This window comes from Paraburkholderia sp. UYCP14C, assembly GCF_004197395.1.
In the GTDB taxonomy this organism is placed as follows: domain Bacteria; phylum Pseudomonadota; class Gammaproteobacteria; order Burkholderiales; family Burkholderiaceae; genus Paraburkholderia.
Window position 1 is genome coordinate 1 of the sequence record NZ_SELS01000109.1, and the last position, 14,330, is coordinate 14,330.

13 protein-coding genes and 1 pseudogene are annotated in these 14,330 nt (G+C 55.1%); 7 read left to right on the top strand and 7 right to left on the bottom strand.

Annotated elements, in window-relative coordinates; translation table 11 throughout:
• Window positions 1-535 precede the first annotated feature (535 nt).
• The 5 genes from EVC45_RS41525 to EVC45_RS41545 all read right to left on the bottom strand — a co-directional run bounded on the left by EVC45_RS41525 (window position 536) and on the right by EVC45_RS41545 (window position 5,231).
• Entirely contained in the window at window positions 536-1,681 is a 1,146-nt protein-coding gene (locus tag EVC45_RS41525) for a porin (RefSeq protein ID WP_129963899.1), read from the bottom strand.
• A 445-nt stretch (window positions 1,682-2,126) separates the two neighbouring features.
• Entirely contained in the window at window positions 2,127-2,867 is a 741-nt protein-coding gene (locus EVC45_RS41530; RefSeq protein WP_129963900.1) for an ABC transporter permease subunit, read from the bottom strand.
• Complete coding sequence (locus EVC45_RS41535) at window positions 2,864-3,544, bottom strand: amino acid ABC transporter permease (RefSeq protein ID WP_129963901.1); 681 nt, start codon at window positions 3,542-3,544, stop codon at window positions 2,864-2,866. The genes EVC45_RS41530 and EVC45_RS41535 overlap by 4 nt, the downstream gene beginning before the upstream one ends.
• Before the next feature lie 47 nt (window positions 3,545-3,591).
• The gene (locus tag EVC45_RS41540) at window positions 3,592-4,371 is read right to left on the bottom strand and encodes a transporter substrate-binding domain-containing protein (protein WP_129963902.1); all 780 of its coding nucleotides are present in this window, start codon (window positions 4,369-4,371) and stop codon (window positions 3,592-3,594) included.
• A gap of 38 nt (window positions 4,372-4,409) precedes the next feature.
• On the bottom strand, window positions 4,410-5,231 hold the full coding sequence (locus EVC45_RS41545) for an amino acid ABC transporter ATP-binding protein (RefSeq protein ID WP_129963903.1): 822 nt from the start codon (window positions 5,229-5,231) through the stop codon (window positions 4,410-4,412).
• Between the two features lie 447 nt (window positions 5,232-5,678).
• Here EVC45_RS41545 and EVC45_RS41550 point away from each other — a divergent pair, with 447 nt between their 5' ends.
• From EVC45_RS41550 to EVC45_RS41560, 3 genes are all read left to right on the top strand, one after another.
• Window positions 5,679-6,335: a GntR family transcriptional regulator gene (locus tag EVC45_RS41550; protein ID WP_168991648.1), complete on the top strand. Its 657-nt coding sequence runs from the start codon at window positions 5,679-5,681 to the stop codon at window positions 6,333-6,335.
• A 469-nt stretch (window positions 6,336-6,804) separates the two neighbouring features.
• Complete coding sequence (locus EVC45_RS41555; RefSeq protein ID WP_211193568.1) at window positions 6,805-8,262, top strand: cytosine permease; 1,458 nt, start codon at window positions 6,805-6,807, stop codon at window positions 8,260-8,262.
• Between the two features lie 139 nt (window positions 8,263-8,401).
• A complete protein-coding gene (locus tag EVC45_RS41560; protein ID WP_248295472.1) occupies window positions 8,402-9,238 on the top strand; it encodes an inositol monophosphatase family protein in 837 nt (278 codons plus the stop codon).
• Between the two features lie 446 nt (window positions 9,239-9,684).
• Here the strand turns inward: EVC45_RS41560 and EVC45_RS47815 are convergent, their stop codons facing one another.
• The gene (locus EVC45_RS47815) at window positions 9,685-9,993 is read right to left on the bottom strand and encodes a GntR family transcriptional regulator (protein WP_306770865.1); all 309 of its coding nucleotides are present in this window, start codon (window positions 9,991-9,993) and stop codon (window positions 9,685-9,687) included.
• Window positions 9,994-10,334: 341 nt separating this feature from the next.
• Between EVC45_RS47815 and EVC45_RS41570 the strand changes: the two genes are divergently transcribed.
• The 4 genes from EVC45_RS41570 (at window position 10,335) to EVC45_RS41585 (ending at window position 13,646) form a co-directional block, all read left to right on the top strand.
• Window positions 10,335-11,231, top strand: a complete 897-nt coding sequence (locus tag EVC45_RS41570; RefSeq protein WP_129963911.1) for a 3-keto-5-aminohexanoate cleavage protein — start codon at window positions 10,335-10,337, stop codon at window positions 11,229-11,231.
• Window positions 11,232-11,275: 44 nt separating this feature from the next.
• Window positions 11,276-12,259, top strand: coding sequence for a 3-hydroxyacyl-CoA dehydrogenase NAD-binding domain-containing protein (locus tag EVC45_RS41575; RefSeq protein WP_129963905.1), 984 nt, complete (start codon window positions 11,276-11,278; stop codon window positions 12,257-12,259).
• 2 nt (window positions 12,260-12,261) lie between these two features.
• Entirely contained in the window at window positions 12,262-12,720 is a 459-nt protein-coding gene (locus tag EVC45_RS41580; protein ID WP_129963906.1) for a thioesterase family protein, read from the top strand.
• Between the two features lie 122 nt (window positions 12,721-12,842).
• A complete protein-coding gene (locus EVC45_RS41585; RefSeq protein WP_129963907.1) occupies window positions 12,843-13,646 on the top strand; it encodes a 3-hydroxybutyrate dehydrogenase in 804 nt (267 codons plus the stop codon).
• Between the two features lie 207 nt (window positions 13,647-13,853).
• On the opposite strand, the pseudogene EVC45_RS47310 reads toward EVC45_RS41585, so the two are convergent.
• Window positions 13,854-14,199: pseudogene (locus EVC45_RS47310) on the bottom strand (ISKra4 family transposase); the annotation flags it as partial.
• Window positions 14,200-14,330 lie beyond the last annotated feature (131 nt).

Below are 14,330 nucleotides of genomic sequence, written 5' to 3' on the forward strand. Positions count from 1 at the left end.
TCTTCAACATCAACTACTCCAGTTTGGATCACACGTTTTACCCCAACTCTGTGTCCAGAAAAACCGGAGCCGCCGCAGTTTGCCGCGAAAGGCATATCGTGGCTACTACTCCCGCGTCATCGAAGTGCACTTCGACCGCCGCAATCGAGCCAGAGGATGGTTGGCGCAAACGGGCCACTTAGCGGGCTCAGTGTTCGGGCGGATACCCGAAACGCATTCCGTTTTGCGAATCCGGTAACTCCTGCGTCAAGCCCGAAGGTCTGATGGGTCGAAGGAGATTCAAAGTATTTGATCCCGGCGCGCATCCGTCAGGGGCGATTCCGCCGCGACATTGCCAACGCGCGCCTAATGCGGAGTGGGAAGCCAAAGAGCGTAACTCAGATCGTGCTCGCTCGAAGCTGGCGTCACTGCGTCTCCACTATCAAACCGATCCGCCATATGAGCTCGGCAGACGGAGGAGATAGCCCTTCACTATCCGGCACAACGACTAGTAAGGGCCTCTCATTGCGTCAGCTTTGGAAAAATAGACGCTCGCTTAAAACTTATGGCGAATGGCGGCACGAACGACTAACTGGTTGCCATTCGACGACACACCATCGGCACCTGGGACGTAAGCCACATCGAGGACTGAACCCGTTTCGTCACCGCCAACGCGTTGATAAGCGCCTTGCAAGTAGAAGTCAGTTCGCTTCGACAGAGCGTAGTCTCCCATTAAGCCAACCATTTGGTAGTTAGGATGCGTCGTTTGCGACGGCTGTTTTAGAGTTGCGCGCGTATAGTAGTACATGAGGCCGGCGTAGAATGCCGGAGTGAATTGATATTTTGCGTTGGCCTCAAAGTTCTGGAAACGCAAATTGGAAGCGCCGCCGCCTGTCGGGTTAATCGCTCCAACATACGCGGAGCTGACTGGATCGGCTACATCAGTGTTTGTGTACGACAAGCCCAGCGTTGCCTTGTCGATGGTGTAGTTGACGCCTGCTCCAAAGATTCGCAAACGGCTCCCGAGGAAGTTCTCGTCCCCACCATTGTTGATCGCTCCACCGGCTGTAGCCGACGGATTGTTCGCCTGAAGGTAAGCCGCGGCAATAAGAAGCCCACCGTTCGTATAGGTAGCACCCGCGCTGTATTGTCGGTTGTTTGCAAAATTGGTTGAATTGGAAAAGCTATAGGTTCCCCCAAACTGAAAGCCAGCCAACGTCGGACTCGTGTACTTTACCGTATTGTTGACGCGGAATGTGTTATCCGTATTGTCGTTGTCGTAAGGATGCGAGAAAAGATAGCCGGCCCAGCTACCATTCGCCGTCGTTTGCGCTAGATAATCGACCACTGAGTCGTACTGCCGACCAATGGTAATCGCCCCATAGTCGATGGTCGATAATCCTACATACGCTTGCCGACCAAACATCAAGCCTCCCTGCCCAAGACGGCCATTGTTCACGTCAAATCCATTCTCTAGCTGGAAGACCGCCTTTAGCCCTCCGCCCAGATCCTCGCTGCCCTTCAAACCCCAGCGGCTTCCCTGCAAGTAGCCGCTTTGCAAAGAGTAGCTCTTGCTACCGACCACGTTGTTTGTGAAATCAAACCCTTCGTCAATGAGGCCATACAGCGTGACTGAACTCTGCGCGTGCACCGTCGAAGCGACAGCAGCGACAGCGGCTGCCACTAAGATTTTTGATTTCATAAAGTCCCCAAAAGGTAGTGTTTTTGAATGACAAACGTTTATGTAGATTTTCTAACGGGATACTAGGACGCACTTCTGCATTCTTAAGTCCCTCTGCAGTGCTTAGATCCTTCAATTTAGTTTTCAGCAACGCGCGTGTCGCTCAACTGCAATCTGAGACGGGCTTCTGTTTAGGCATACTGATAGCAACCTCGAGAACCATCGCAATGACGAGGGGCAAGTGATTGCTGCTCCGCCTCGCCGTTATGTTGTTATCCTCCACGATTTGCAGCAATTGTCTCGGAACAGACCCGCAAGCCGCAGTTAGTTGGACTTTTTAAAAAATGCATAGCGATCACTAGTTCGTTTCCCTGGGTAAAAGCGATTTCGACCCAACAGGTATTCCGGCCAGATTGGCCTCAATACCCTCCAAGGGCAGAGGGCACACCATCTACGTTGGCTTGAATTACAACTTTCGCGCAATGAGCTTCGCAGCAGCCTGTTGCGCGCGCAACCGCCTGGCCGACGAAGGTTGGAATCTATGACGCAATCGGCGAATCCCCCATTCAATCAACTGAACCAGCACCACATACACTACGACGGTTGCCAGGAGCGGAGACAGATTGTCCGAATAGTAATTACCAATACTTTGCGCCTCACCCATTACGTCTCTTACCGTGATAACGCTGGCAATCGCCGACGACTTGATCGTGAAAATCGCCTCGTTGCCAATTGAGTAAAGACAGCTACGGAAGGCGAGCGGAAGAACGATGCGATAAATGACCTTGTTGCCGCTTAGGCCAACGGCATGACCAGCTTCAATTTCCCCTTTCTTCACGGTCAAGATCCCGCCGCGTATAGCCTCCGCCAGGTACGCTGCATTGTTTAACGCGAACGCCAGAACACAGGTGTTGAAGGCGGAGCTGAAAATCACGTTCCACAGGAATCCAGTTCGCAAAGGAGCGAATTGAGGTGCGCCGTAATACAAAAAGTAAAGCAGGATCAGAAGAGGAACGCCGCGGAAGAGGAAAACGTAGGTGGCCGAAAACGCCCGTGCGGTACTCCCGCCATACTGGCGAAGGAGCGCCAGAGCGGTTCCCAGAGCGAGACCAAAGCTCATGGATAGAACAGTCAGCAGAACAGTTACCCGAAGGCCCTTCAATATGGCCATCCACAACACAGGGGAGAATGTGAGCTCCGGACTCATGAATGTGCTCCCTGCGCTGCGCGATGCAAACGGTGTTGTGCCAACGAAGCGACAGCAGTAATGGCTAGAAAGCAGGCTGCCGCGATCAGATAAGCCGCGAACGGCTCGCGGGTCGTACCGGCGACAATTTTTGCTCGGCGCGTCACTTCTTCGAGGCCGATCACTGATGCTAGCGCAGAGATTTTCAGAATGACGAGAAAGAGATTTCCGAGACCAGGAATTGCCGCCCGTACCATGAGCGGAACCGTCACCCGCAGGGCCACCGCCGCCCCCGTCATACCAAGGGCTTCTGCTGCTTCAATAAGTCCGGGGGAAATCGTTCTGCGCGCGTCTCCGAAGATTTCTGAGCAGTACGCGCCGAACTGGACTGCGAGTGCGATCGTGACGGCGGCGAATGGCGAAATCGAAACCGACGCAAGTCCGAACCCCTCCATGACGCGGCGAAGCACGATTTCGCTGCCGTAGTAGACAATGAACACGCACAACAGTTCCGGCAGGCTTCGGAACAGCGCGACATAAAGATGCACGGCCGTCCCTACTCCGCGCCGCGCCGTGCCTGACGATAATGAGAGAAAAAGGCCGATTGACGCGGCACCGGCGAAGACCGTCAGTGAAACGCCGATTGTCGCAATGAGGCCTTCGACAATGAAAGGCAAGTAAGGAAGAGTCGAATCCATATCAGCCAGGAAGTTTCAAATTGGTTGCCGCAGTCACCGGATTCAATTCAGTTTGCCGGCAGCACAATACCGAACCATTTCTTCGACAGTTCAGCTTGCTTGCCGCTTGAGACGATCTTGGCGGTCGCCTGATTCAACCGGTCGAGCAATGCCGCTTCGTCCTTTCGCACAGCCATGCCCTTGTTGCCACCCAATGCTGGATCCTGGAACGGTGCACCCGCGACCTTATACACACCAGGCTTTGCGCGGAGATAAGCCGCCTGCAGTTGCGACTGTTCGCCAAATACTGCGGCAATGCGCCCAGCATCAAGATCAAGAACGGCGCCGTCCATGCTGTCGTAGATCCGCAAGTCGACCGTGCGCCATTTTTGACGCATGTAGTTCTCAAGCGTACCGGGGCCGACCGTTCCCACTTGTTGCCCATTGAGCGTTGCGGCAGTCCCGTCAATCTTCGAATCCTTCGTGGTCATGAAGGCGAACGGCGTCTTCAGGTACGATTCGGTCATCAGATAGCGTTTTTTCCGTTCTTCCGTAATATTTAGTCCAGCCGCCACTACGTCGATCTTGCTCGCGTCGAGTGCCGCAAAGATCCCGTCCCATGGAATGTTCTTAAACTCGCACTTTGCTTTTAGCTCGGCACAAACGGCATTGGCGACGTCAACCTCGAAGCCTTGGAGTTGACCTGCTTTGTCGATCGACGCGTAGGGCGGATACGATCCATCAAATCCGACAACCAGCCTTTGCTGAGCCGATGCTGAGTGCGCCAGGAGGAAAGTTGATGCCAAGGTCACAGCGGCGACAACAAATGCCCGGCTTGCGTAGTTCATGTTTGTCTCCTAAGTAGATTGCGGGTTCATGTTAAATATCAGCGATCTTCAGAATGTGTTCTCTGATGCGCCTCGTCCTGACGAAAGCGGCCAAGGAAACCACGCAATGCGTCGGACCGGCTGTTTCGTAGCACCTCAGTTGGCGTGCCATGCTCTACGACCGAGCCCGCCATCATGAATACGACCTCCGAAGCAACGTCACGTGCGAAGCCAATCTCGTGCGTCACGACGACCATGGTGCGGCCCTCTTTAGCGAGGTTTTGAATGACTGCAAGCACCTCACCTACCAATTCGGGGTCAAGCGCTGATGTGGGTTCATCAAAGAGCAAGATTTCCGGCTCCGTGGCAAGCGCTCGCGCGATTCCCACTCTCTGCTGCTGCCCCCCGGACAGCTCGCTCGGATAGTGACTCGCGCGCTCCGCGAGACCGACCTTCTCCAGGAGTTGCATAGCACGGTCGTGCGCATCGTGGCGAGAGACGTCAAGTACCTGGGTAAGGCCTTCCATCACATTGCCAAGCGCAGTGCGGTGCGGCCAAAGGTTGAAGGACTGGAAGACCATTCCAACCCGTCGCCGCAGCGCAATCAACCGGGCCTTTTCACGACGGCCATGACGAGTCGCAAAATCGCGCGCTTCAAAGACGTCGGCCCCGTCAAGGATGACCTGCCCACCCGATGGCTTCTCCAGAAAATTGAGGCAACGCAGCAGTGTGCTCTTTCCGGATCCGGACGGCCCAATTAGCGCAATGACCTCGCCACGCCGCGCGGCCAGGTCGACGCCTTTAAGCGCCGTCATGGAGCCATACGCCTTCGTGATCCCGCGCGCTTCGAGTACAGGAATATCTTGCGTCGAGTTGACCATATCAAGCCTTTGTTTTGTGCATGTATACTAGCAGAACACTACGAAAAAGGCCTGTCAAGCCTCGCCCTCCGTTTTTGACGGAAAGCAGGGTTAACCTGATGGATGAAGTGGTCGATGTCACCAAGTTGAGTGCCGACAATCACCCCTACGCATGCAGCGGTGCGACGCCCAAAAGCAGCTTCGATTGCATTGTGGACGGCCCGCCCCTTTGCAGCGGTACTGCTGCTCAAACGGTCCACATAGATTTTCAGGCGACCGGACCCCGAAGATGTAGAATGTATACATGGCGCAACGGACGATCGGTAACGCGAGTCGTGCCGTGCCTTTCTAACCACACAGAACGAACCGATGCCCTCCGACAAAATCAAGTTTGCCACTGCGTTACGGTCAGTGAAGAGTGTTCACAATTCCTCCGCGACATCCGGTATGAGCCCGGAATCTTTAGCTATGCAAGCCACGAAGCGCGTGGATGGAGCGAGTATCTTCGAAACACTTCGCCGCCGGATCTCGACTAACGAATATCCTGCCGGAACGAAATTAAAGGAGATCGACCTCGCTGAAGAATTTGGCGTGAGTAGAACGCCTATCCGCCAGGTGTTGCAGCGGTTGGAGCTCGCTGGCCTAGTCCAGCCGATCGTGGGGCACGGAACAATCGTCACCGGAATGGATTTGTCGTCAATCAAAGAGGTGTTGCAGTTCCGGGCCGAGCTTTCGACGCTTCTCGAGCCATTCGTCGATCTGAAGGACGTCAACGATACGTTGAAGGAATTGGACAAACTAAAAATTCGACAGGGGAAGCTTGCCAAAAAATTCGACGCCGTTGAGTACGCTGTTATCTCCCATGAAATAAGAGCGTGCATCGCACGTCATATCTCGAACCGGTATATGGCTGACGTGTGGCTGAATTCCTACTATGTTGCGAGTCGAGTCTGGTTTTCGTCATTCGCAAGTGGAATCGACGCATTCATGTCCTTGCAAGAGAAAGAGCTGAGCGACTTATATGGTGCGTTCAGCGCGAAGGACGCCTCCGCACTTGCTCGAGTCGAGCACGAGACCATCGTCGCATGGAGCACGGCAGTCTGGAGCGCTCTCCGGTTGGCGTAATCGGTCGCCCGTCAGCCTCTTGACACACAAAGCGACGGATCACCGCCTTCCCTTTTTGAACACGTCGGCATCGTCGCTCCAGCACCGGATCGTCCCAGAGATGCGTCTTGGCTGGCTTTGAACCTCTGCATGCGCCTTCGCCCTCAACTCAGCTACCACCAGGGCGCCCAGGTCTGCATCGCGCTGAATGCTTCGGCGTCTGGACTGGGGCGCCAAAGCCGCCCCATCGTTGCTTCGATTGCCGTGCAAGCTCGTCAGGGCATAGGGCTTTTCCGGGTTGACATTCGAATATCGCTCCGCAAGTATACAAGCACCATACATATCGAGTCATTGCGGAAAAGCTTCGGTGCCACGAACACCGGCGATCGCGGTAGCGGTCACGGATCGGTCTCCGGGTCAAGTTGCGAAGCTTCCATCGCGTCGAGGCATCGATTGAGGGAACATTGCTATTACGTATCAGGGGAAGCTGATGAAGGGTCAAGAAACGGTTACTATTGAAGGTTTGCGGCAAGGCATGGAAGTCGAAAGTCATTCGATCGACTACATACCTAGAAATGAACGACACGCCCGGTTAAGCAGCCAAGGCCCTTTCTGGTTCTTAGGAAATCTGCACTTTTTTACTGTGTCCATTGGCTTTGTCGGTCCCGGCATGGGGTTGTCCGCTGGATGGACGACCTTGGCCGGCGCCCTCGGCATTATGTTTGGAACGCTATTCATGGCCTTCCACGGCTCTCAAGGTCCGGAGATGGGTCTGCCGCAAATGATCCAGTCGCGTGCTCAGTTTGGATATCGAGGCGTCGTACTAGCGCTCATGGCGACGCTATTTGTTTTCATGGGGTTCAATGTCGTCAACGTCGCGCTCATCATGGACGGCGTAAAGAACGTATTCGGTGTGAATCCCGTCATCGTAGGCACGTGCGTGATTCTCCTTGGCGCAACAATGTCCATTTATGGACACGACTTCCTGCATAAAGCTTTCAGATGGGCCCTGTATCTATCGCTTCCTTTATATGCATTCGTCACCGTCTGGTTAATGTTCGGTCTTCCTAAAGGCACCGGCACCCCTGTTCCGACGTTGGGCTTTGCGTGGACTGCTTTCGTGACTCAGTTCGCAGTTTCGGCTAGTTATAACATCGCCTATGCGCCCTATGTGTCAGATTACTCCCGGTACCTTCCTGAGAACACAAGCCGTAAGAAGCTCATTACCGCGGTCTTTCTCGGCGCGTCCTTGTCGGGCTCGTGGATGATCGGGCTCGGCGCGTGGTTAGCGCAGGAGCTGAAAGCGTCAGACGCACTCGTTGCTATCCACCATCTGGGCTCGGCTATTTCCCCGGGCTTCGGGAGTGTGTTGGTCATCGCATCAATTGTCGGCTTCTTGCCTCAGATCGGGCTTGGAACCTACAGCGCAATGCTTACTTGCTTGACGGCCGCCGATTCGTTCAAGCCTATTCGACCGACGAGAAATCTGCGGATCTCTGCAATTCTAGGGCTGAGCGTCGTACTCGTTGTTTGCATGTTGTCCGTCAGAGGCAACGGCATCGCGCTGTTGAACACGCTTCTGCTCTTCATGCTGTATTTCTTGGTGCCGTGGACTGCAGTAAATCTGGTTGATTACTTTTTCGTTCGAAAGGGACGCTACGCAATCTCACACTTCTTCACGCCCGACGGCATCTATGGAAGGTGGCAATTGCGGGGAATATACTCGTACTTGATTGGTTTTGTCGCAATGATTCCGTTCTTTTCGGTTGTGGAGGATGGAAAGGAAGTCTTCGTTGGCTACTTCGCGCGGCTGATAAGTGGAGTTGACATCGCTTGGCTCGTGGGTCTGTTTGTATCCGGAACGACCTATCTCCTCTTTGCACGGTCACTTGATCTCCGTTCAGAAGAGGAAGTTATCCGTAGCGACGCGCGACTACGCCGCGATTGAGTATTGCTTTTCAGTCGGGTCGATCGCCAGCTGTGCGTGAAGGCCGAAGATATGTGATAACGTGGCATTGACGTAAGCCAACGTTATCACCTGCCCACCCGACGTTAGCCCGCCGGGTGTACCGCATTAGGAATGTGAAGTGAAACAAGACAACGTATTGGCATTTCCGCACGAAATCTTGCCTTTTGTTGATGCCATAGCCGATGAGGCACGCAGCCTGGCCTGTGCCTATTTTCGTTCGGGCGCGAACGTCAATATCAAGGTAGATGGTAGTCCTGTCACTCAGGCAGACGTCGAAATTGAAGCAGCGCTTCGTAGGTCCATAGCGAAGCAGTACCCGCTCCATTCGATCTTGGGCGAGGAGTCCGGTGGACAAATTGGCGATGGCTGGAGCTGGGCGTTGGATCCTATCGACGGCACAAAAAGCTTCGTCTGTGGTGTGCCCTTGTTCGGCACCTTAATTGCTCTGCTTCACGAAAGACGCCCCCTTCTCGGCGTCATTGACATGCCAATACTCGGGGAGCGTTGGCTAGGCTACGGAGACCGCACAACCTGGAATGGAATTCGGGTAGAGACCAGTACATGTTCCACCTTGGCAGACGCACGAATGTTTTCGACCGCTCCAGAGATGTTCGATCCTGCCTCAGCGGCGGCCTTCGAACAGTTGAGCGAGGTCGTTGCGATGCGTCGATTCGGTACCGACTGCTATGCCTACGGACTACTCGCTTCCGGGTACGTAGACCTGGTTGTTGAAGCCGGGCTCAAGCTCTACGATGTTCTGGCTCTCGTGCCTGTGATAGAGGCGGCCGGCGGGATCATCACCGACTGGAAGGGAGAACGTCTTGGCACCGCGTTCGATGGTCGGGTCATCGCCGCTGCTACCGCAGAGTTACATCACGCTGCACTGAACGTGGTCAATGCATCTTTAAACGCAGGCAAGAACGGATCCCCTGGTGGGGTACCTGGACGAAGCTAACCGTCCTGTTGACGGACGCGTCTAAATCTCATGCTCATGTGAGGCGCATCGCCGTGCAGACCGCATCGCTTCACCTGATCAGAGTTGTACGCTCGAACCGCGCGACAGCAGCAGTATACTTAGCCTTGGGACTTCGCAAAGGTCGTTGAACTCCGTACTCTGGATCGTCATGATACTGTCGGGCGCTTGCGAAGAGGACGCGAGTCAAACGCGGCTCGCGACGCGTGCGTCACACATTGAATCGGTATATGGCGGATGTGTTGATTAATTGGTACCACGGCCGATCTGTCGAAGTCTCAGTCCATTCAACTCGGCCAGCGTCGTATGTGACTTCACCGAGGTCGAGAAACCGCTCTAGGGTCATCGACAGTTCAGCCCGCAACAGCAGAACTTCCTTAATCGACGCTAGGCCCTTGTGACGATCGTCCCCGTGTCCGTCAACCGGTTTAAAGTCCAAACAGGTCAAGCCAATGTAGAACTTGGCGAAGCGGTGTTCGGCTCACCCTGAACTCTTCCGCGAGATCCATCTCTGTAGGTTTCGCCCCCGGACATTCACCATCTGAAATCCTGCGCCTGATGGTTTCGAAGTAGAAGTTCGTCGACGCGCTTCGTCGGTGCGTGAAAGGTGTATTGCGCACCGCCACTCCGCGGATGCTCCGGGCGCCGTTGCTTCGGTATTCTCTGCAGCTTTCTCTCTCTTCGGCGTGTATGTCTTTTGGCCTCGTCATTGATCGAACGGCAGCGATGTAAAGCATCTCGAAGTACGTTACGTATACACCCGGACACGACTAAGCACCGACCTTTGGCCGCAGCTCGACTTGTGCGTCGCAAGTTCGCAAACGATTTTCAGCCGTTGACTACGTACCATTCCTCTCTTGACAAGAAAAATACGGGCACTTAATCTGTATACATGCACAGTACATGAGCGATACGAGCCCGTCGACATTTTTGCTATGCAGGCCCAAACAGTTTCGTGACTTGAGGGAACGGACGTCGCGGGCTACCGGTTGTTCTTCGAAGTTACGTCACGCTATGCCTGAGATCGGGCAGCCACTGCAAGATGCCATGTGCATTAACCATTCTGAGGAAACCAATGATCAACCCTGCTGTTTTCATCTCTTGCGCTGTTACCGGATCGGCAGATTCCGCCGGAAAAAGTCCACATGTTCCTGTCAGCCCTGAGCAAATCGCATCCGCGTCTCTTGATGCGCATCAAGCCGGCGCTGCAATGGTTCACATCCATGTTCGCGACCCGGCAACAGGTGTGGCTAGCCGCGACCCGCTTTTGTTCAGAGAAGTCGTGGAACGAATCCGCGAGAAGAACAGCGAACTCATCATTAACTTGACCGGCGGGATGGGTGGGGAACTGGTGTTTGGAAATGCGCGCACCCCGCTCGACTTCCACCCGTCTACGGATTTCGTAGGGCCTGCCGAGCGGATGGCTCACATCACAGCGTTGCGGCCGGACATCGGAAGCCTCGACTGTGGCTCGCTCAACTTCGACGACGCGCTGTACGGTACAACGCCTACGTTCCTCCGAGAGATGGCGACCGGTTACAAGGCCGCGGGCGTCATTCCGGAAATCGAGGTCTTTGAGCTCGGGCATATCGAGTTGGCGAAGCAGCTTATCGCAGAAGGGGTCATCGCATCTCCTGCTCTCTTTCAGCTTTGTCTAGGTATCAAGTATGGTGCCCCGGCGACAACCGAGGCGATGTGCGCCATGCGAGATGCCTTGCCGGCCGGCGCAAAGTGGGCTGCGTTCGGTGTTGGTCGCTTTCAGATGCCAATGGTTGCTCAGGCGGTACTGCTAGGTGGCAATGTGCGCGTTGGACTGGAAGACAATCTCTATCTGGAAAAAGGGGTTCTTGCGACGAATGCTCAGCTCGTCGAACGCGCAGTAAAAATTGTCGAGTTGATGGGGTCGCGCGTCATGGATGTGCACGAGACGCGCCACTCGCTCGGCCTTCCAGAATCGAACGCTCGCACCGCCTAAATCCCGTTACGAACGCTCGGCGCGTTCCATTGCTAAATTGCTCAATGACAAATCTATCGTCTGCTAAGCCTCGTGATTCCGTCGGCACTGTCACCTGTATCGGAGGTGGTCTAATCGGCGTGGGCTGGGCCGCTCACTTCCTCCGTGCCGGCCTTAAAGTCGTCGTATATGATGTCGCTCCTGAGCGTGCCGAGTATATCAACCGGACGCTTGACGCCGCGATGCCGACGCTGGTTAAGCTCGGTCTGTCGCCAGGTGCGTCGCGCGATAATGTGCGCTTCACAACCGATCTCGGCGACGCGCTCAGTTCCGCCGATTTTGTGCAAGAAAGCGCTACCGAAAACCTCGATGCAAAGACCAGCCTACTTGCGGAAATCGACGCGGCGCTTGCGCCCGATGTCGTAATTGCGTCCAGTTCGTCCGGATTCCTTGCAAGCGATCTTCGCTCGAAGGCTAAAAACGGTCACCGAATCATCATCGGTCATCCCTTCAACCCACCGTACCTCGTTCCGCTCGTCGAGCTTGCGGGAGGCGATCAGGCGCCTGGCGCTGTCGCGAAAGCCACGACTTTTTATCGGTCCACTGGGTGTGAAGTGGTCGAGCTGTCCCGGGAGATTGACGGGTACATCGGAAATCGCATCCAATTCGCGGTTTTCAAGGAAATCCTCTATCTCTTGTCGCAAGGCGTCGCTGATCTCGAGTCGATCGACCGAGCTATAACGTCGGGGCCGGCCCTGCGCTGGGCAGTCATGGGTCCGTCCTCGGTTTTCTTCCTTGGTGCGCGAGACGTCGGTTTATATGGCGACTTTGTTAAGCTCCTCTCGGAGGAACTCGCGAGCGGATACGCTGCACCGCCGGACTTCGTCCCAGATCCAGCGCTATTGCGGCGATACGCTGACGAAGTCACCAGCGGCATTGGCGCGCTGGGGCAGGCACCGCTGCTAGAGAAGCGCGACCTCGGCGTAGCGTCGATTCGCCTCGCACTTGCACGCCTCGCATCAACCGGCGCCGGTCAAGGAGGTAATTGATTATGGGATGGCTGCAGACCTGGACGGGGCCGGTCGCTGGAGATTGGATTGATGAACTGGGACACGTCAATTTCCTGTCCTATCAGAAAGTAGCGGACGATGCAGCAATGTCGCTTTGGAAAGCGGCGAACGGTGGACGCGACCGTGTTGGGCGTCTCGGCCACGAATTTGTAATGCTTGAGACGCACGTTCGCTACTTGTCTGAATTGCATCTCGGCGCAGCCGTCACCGTTCATACATGTGTTCTTGCCTTCGACGACAAGCGCTTTCGATTGCTCCACCACATTCAAGGTGACGGGACGCTGTCATGCACCGTCGAAACCGTCAATCTGGGTTTCGATACGGAAACACGTAGAGCAATGGCGCTTCATCGCGACGTCATTGAATTCTTTAAGGCACTCGGCTCTCCGCCTGCCGAAGCTTCCGGCGAACTGCCGTTGAAACGCCAACGTCCCGCATAACGCCGTAACTTGCACACGGGGTAACAAGCGGCCCGCACATCGAAGCAATACCGTTTCCACGAGATTGCTCGGCAACAACCAAGGAGTCGGCAGATTGCTGGCCCTACTGTTAAGAGGTGACCATGAATATGGATGTCACAGTTCCGTTGCATGGAAAAGTTGCGCTCATCACGGGAGGCACAAGCGGTATCGGTCTCGAGACCGCACGCGTCCTCGCCAGAAACGGCGCCGACATCGCGATCAACGGCTTCGGCTCAGCGGATGAAATCGAAGAGATTCGTACGAGCATCGGCGCGACTACTGGACGACGTGTAGAGCATTTCGCCCATGATTTATCTGACTACGGGCAGGCGAGCAGGCTTGTGGCGGATGCCTTGGCGAAATGCGAGGCTGTCGACATTCTGGTCAACTGCGCGGGGGTTCAGCATGTATGCGATATCGAACGATTCTCTGACGACGCGTGGAATCGATTGATTGCAGTGAATCTTTCCGCAGCCTTTGCCACGATCCGATCTGCATGGCCTGGGATGAAGACGCGGGGATGGGGCCGAATAATTAATGTTGCATCTACGCTCGCAATGAGGGCGGAGAACCAAAAATCGGCGTACGTTGCATCTAAGCACGGCATCCTTGGCCTCACGCGAGAAATAGCACTGGAGGGAGCCCCGCTGGGCATTACCTGCAATGCTATATGTCCAAGTTGGGTACTGACTCCCCTCGTCAGGCAGCAGGTGGAAGCGAAAGCGAAAGAACTAGGCCTATCGTTCGAAGAAACAGCGCGCACTGCCTTTCTTCGGGATCTTCCAACTCGCCGGTTTGTAGAGACCGCCGAAGTCGCCGCGACGATGCTGTTCCTTTGCAGCAACGCAGCAAAATCCGTCACCGGAGCTGCAATTCCAGTCGACGGTGCAAGCACCGTTCGGTAATTTAAAAAGATTTAAGGTTGCCCGTGGCCGACGAACGTAGACGCTGCGTTCGGCCACCTTTCCTTCCAGTTTCCCATCCACCCATCCGGGTTCGGCATCACTCGTGCGAGGGGCGAACTTCAACGCCCTCTTCCCTCAGCGCGCGACGGATGTTGAAGTTTAAAGGTTGTCTAATGATGTCCGTTACAACGCTAATCGTGGAAGCCGTTAAAACGCCCGGTATGTTCGTCGCCAAGGCCAAGAACGCGCTGCATTCCAATGCACGGAAATTGGTGTTGTGATAGTTCGTGAAATTCTTGGTTCAACAGCGCCACGCGCAATTGCACGCTACTACGTGCCCTCACGCGACTCCAGCGCATATGCTGGATCTTGCTTATACGACGGCCCAATTCGGTTAATTGATGATTCCACGTGGCCGGTGGAGAATCCGCCCTCCCGTGCATTGCTATGTGCGATAGTCAATCAGCGTCTCGACGTTACTGTTGAGATACGTAACCACATTCAAGAGGCAATAGCTCTCTTTCCTGACCCCGCATCTCACTGCCGAATCTTGCCTTTTGCCCGCTGCCGCCGGGGCGGCAATCGTTGCGTTCGACTTACCGAAGTCTGTATCGGCTCCGGTTGTCTGGACAAGCTTTTGCAGCTCAGGCGGCCAGCTTCATCAGCCTTTCCTGACGGGCTTCG

What these genes read in the sequence shown, in the direction of transcription:
- EVC45_RS41525 (WP_129963899.1), bottom strand. Translation starts at nt 1,681, where the DNA reads ATGAAATCAAAAATCTTAGTGGCAGCCGCTGTCGCTGCTGTCGCTTCG.
- EVC45_RS41555 (WP_211193568.1), top strand. Translation starts at nt 6,805, where the DNA reads ATGAAGGGTCAAGAAACGGTTACTATTGAAGGTTTGCGGCAAGGCATG.
- EVC45_RS41535 (WP_129963901.1), bottom strand. Translation starts at nt 3,544, where the DNA reads ATGGATTCGACTCTTCCTTACTTGCCTTTCATTGTCGAAGGCCTCATT.
- EVC45_RS41580 (WP_129963906.1), top strand. Translation starts at nt 12,262, where the DNA reads ATGGGATGGCTGCAGACCTGGACGGGGCCGGTCGCTGGAGATTGGATT.
- EVC45_RS41545 (WP_129963903.1), bottom strand. Translation starts at nt 5,231, where the DNA reads ATGGTCAACTCGACGCAAGATATTCCTGTACTCGAAGCGCGCGGGATC.
- EVC45_RS41540 (WP_129963902.1), bottom strand. Translation starts at nt 4,371, where the DNA reads ATGAACTACGCAAGCCGGGCATTTGTTGTCGCCGCTGTGACCTTGGCA.
- EVC45_RS41575 (WP_129963905.1), top strand. Translation starts at nt 11,276, where the DNA reads ATGACAAATCTATCGTCTGCTAAGCCTCGTGATTCCGTCGGCACTGTC.
- EVC45_RS47815 (WP_306770865.1), bottom strand. Translation starts at nt 9,993, where the DNA reads ATGCTTTACATCGCTGCCGTTCGATCAATGACGAGGCCAAAAGACATA.
- EVC45_RS41585 (WP_129963907.1), top strand. Translation starts at nt 12,843, where the DNA reads ATGAATATGGATGTCACAGTTCCGTTGCATGGAAAAGTTGCGCTCATC.
- EVC45_RS41530 (WP_129963900.1), bottom strand. Translation starts at nt 2,867, where the DNA reads ATGAGTCCGGAGCTCACATTCTCCCCTGTGTTGTGGATGGCCATATTG.
- EVC45_RS41550 (WP_168991648.1), top strand. Translation starts at nt 5,679, where the DNA reads ATGCAAGCCACGAAGCGCGTGGATGGAGCGAGTATCTTCGAAACACTT.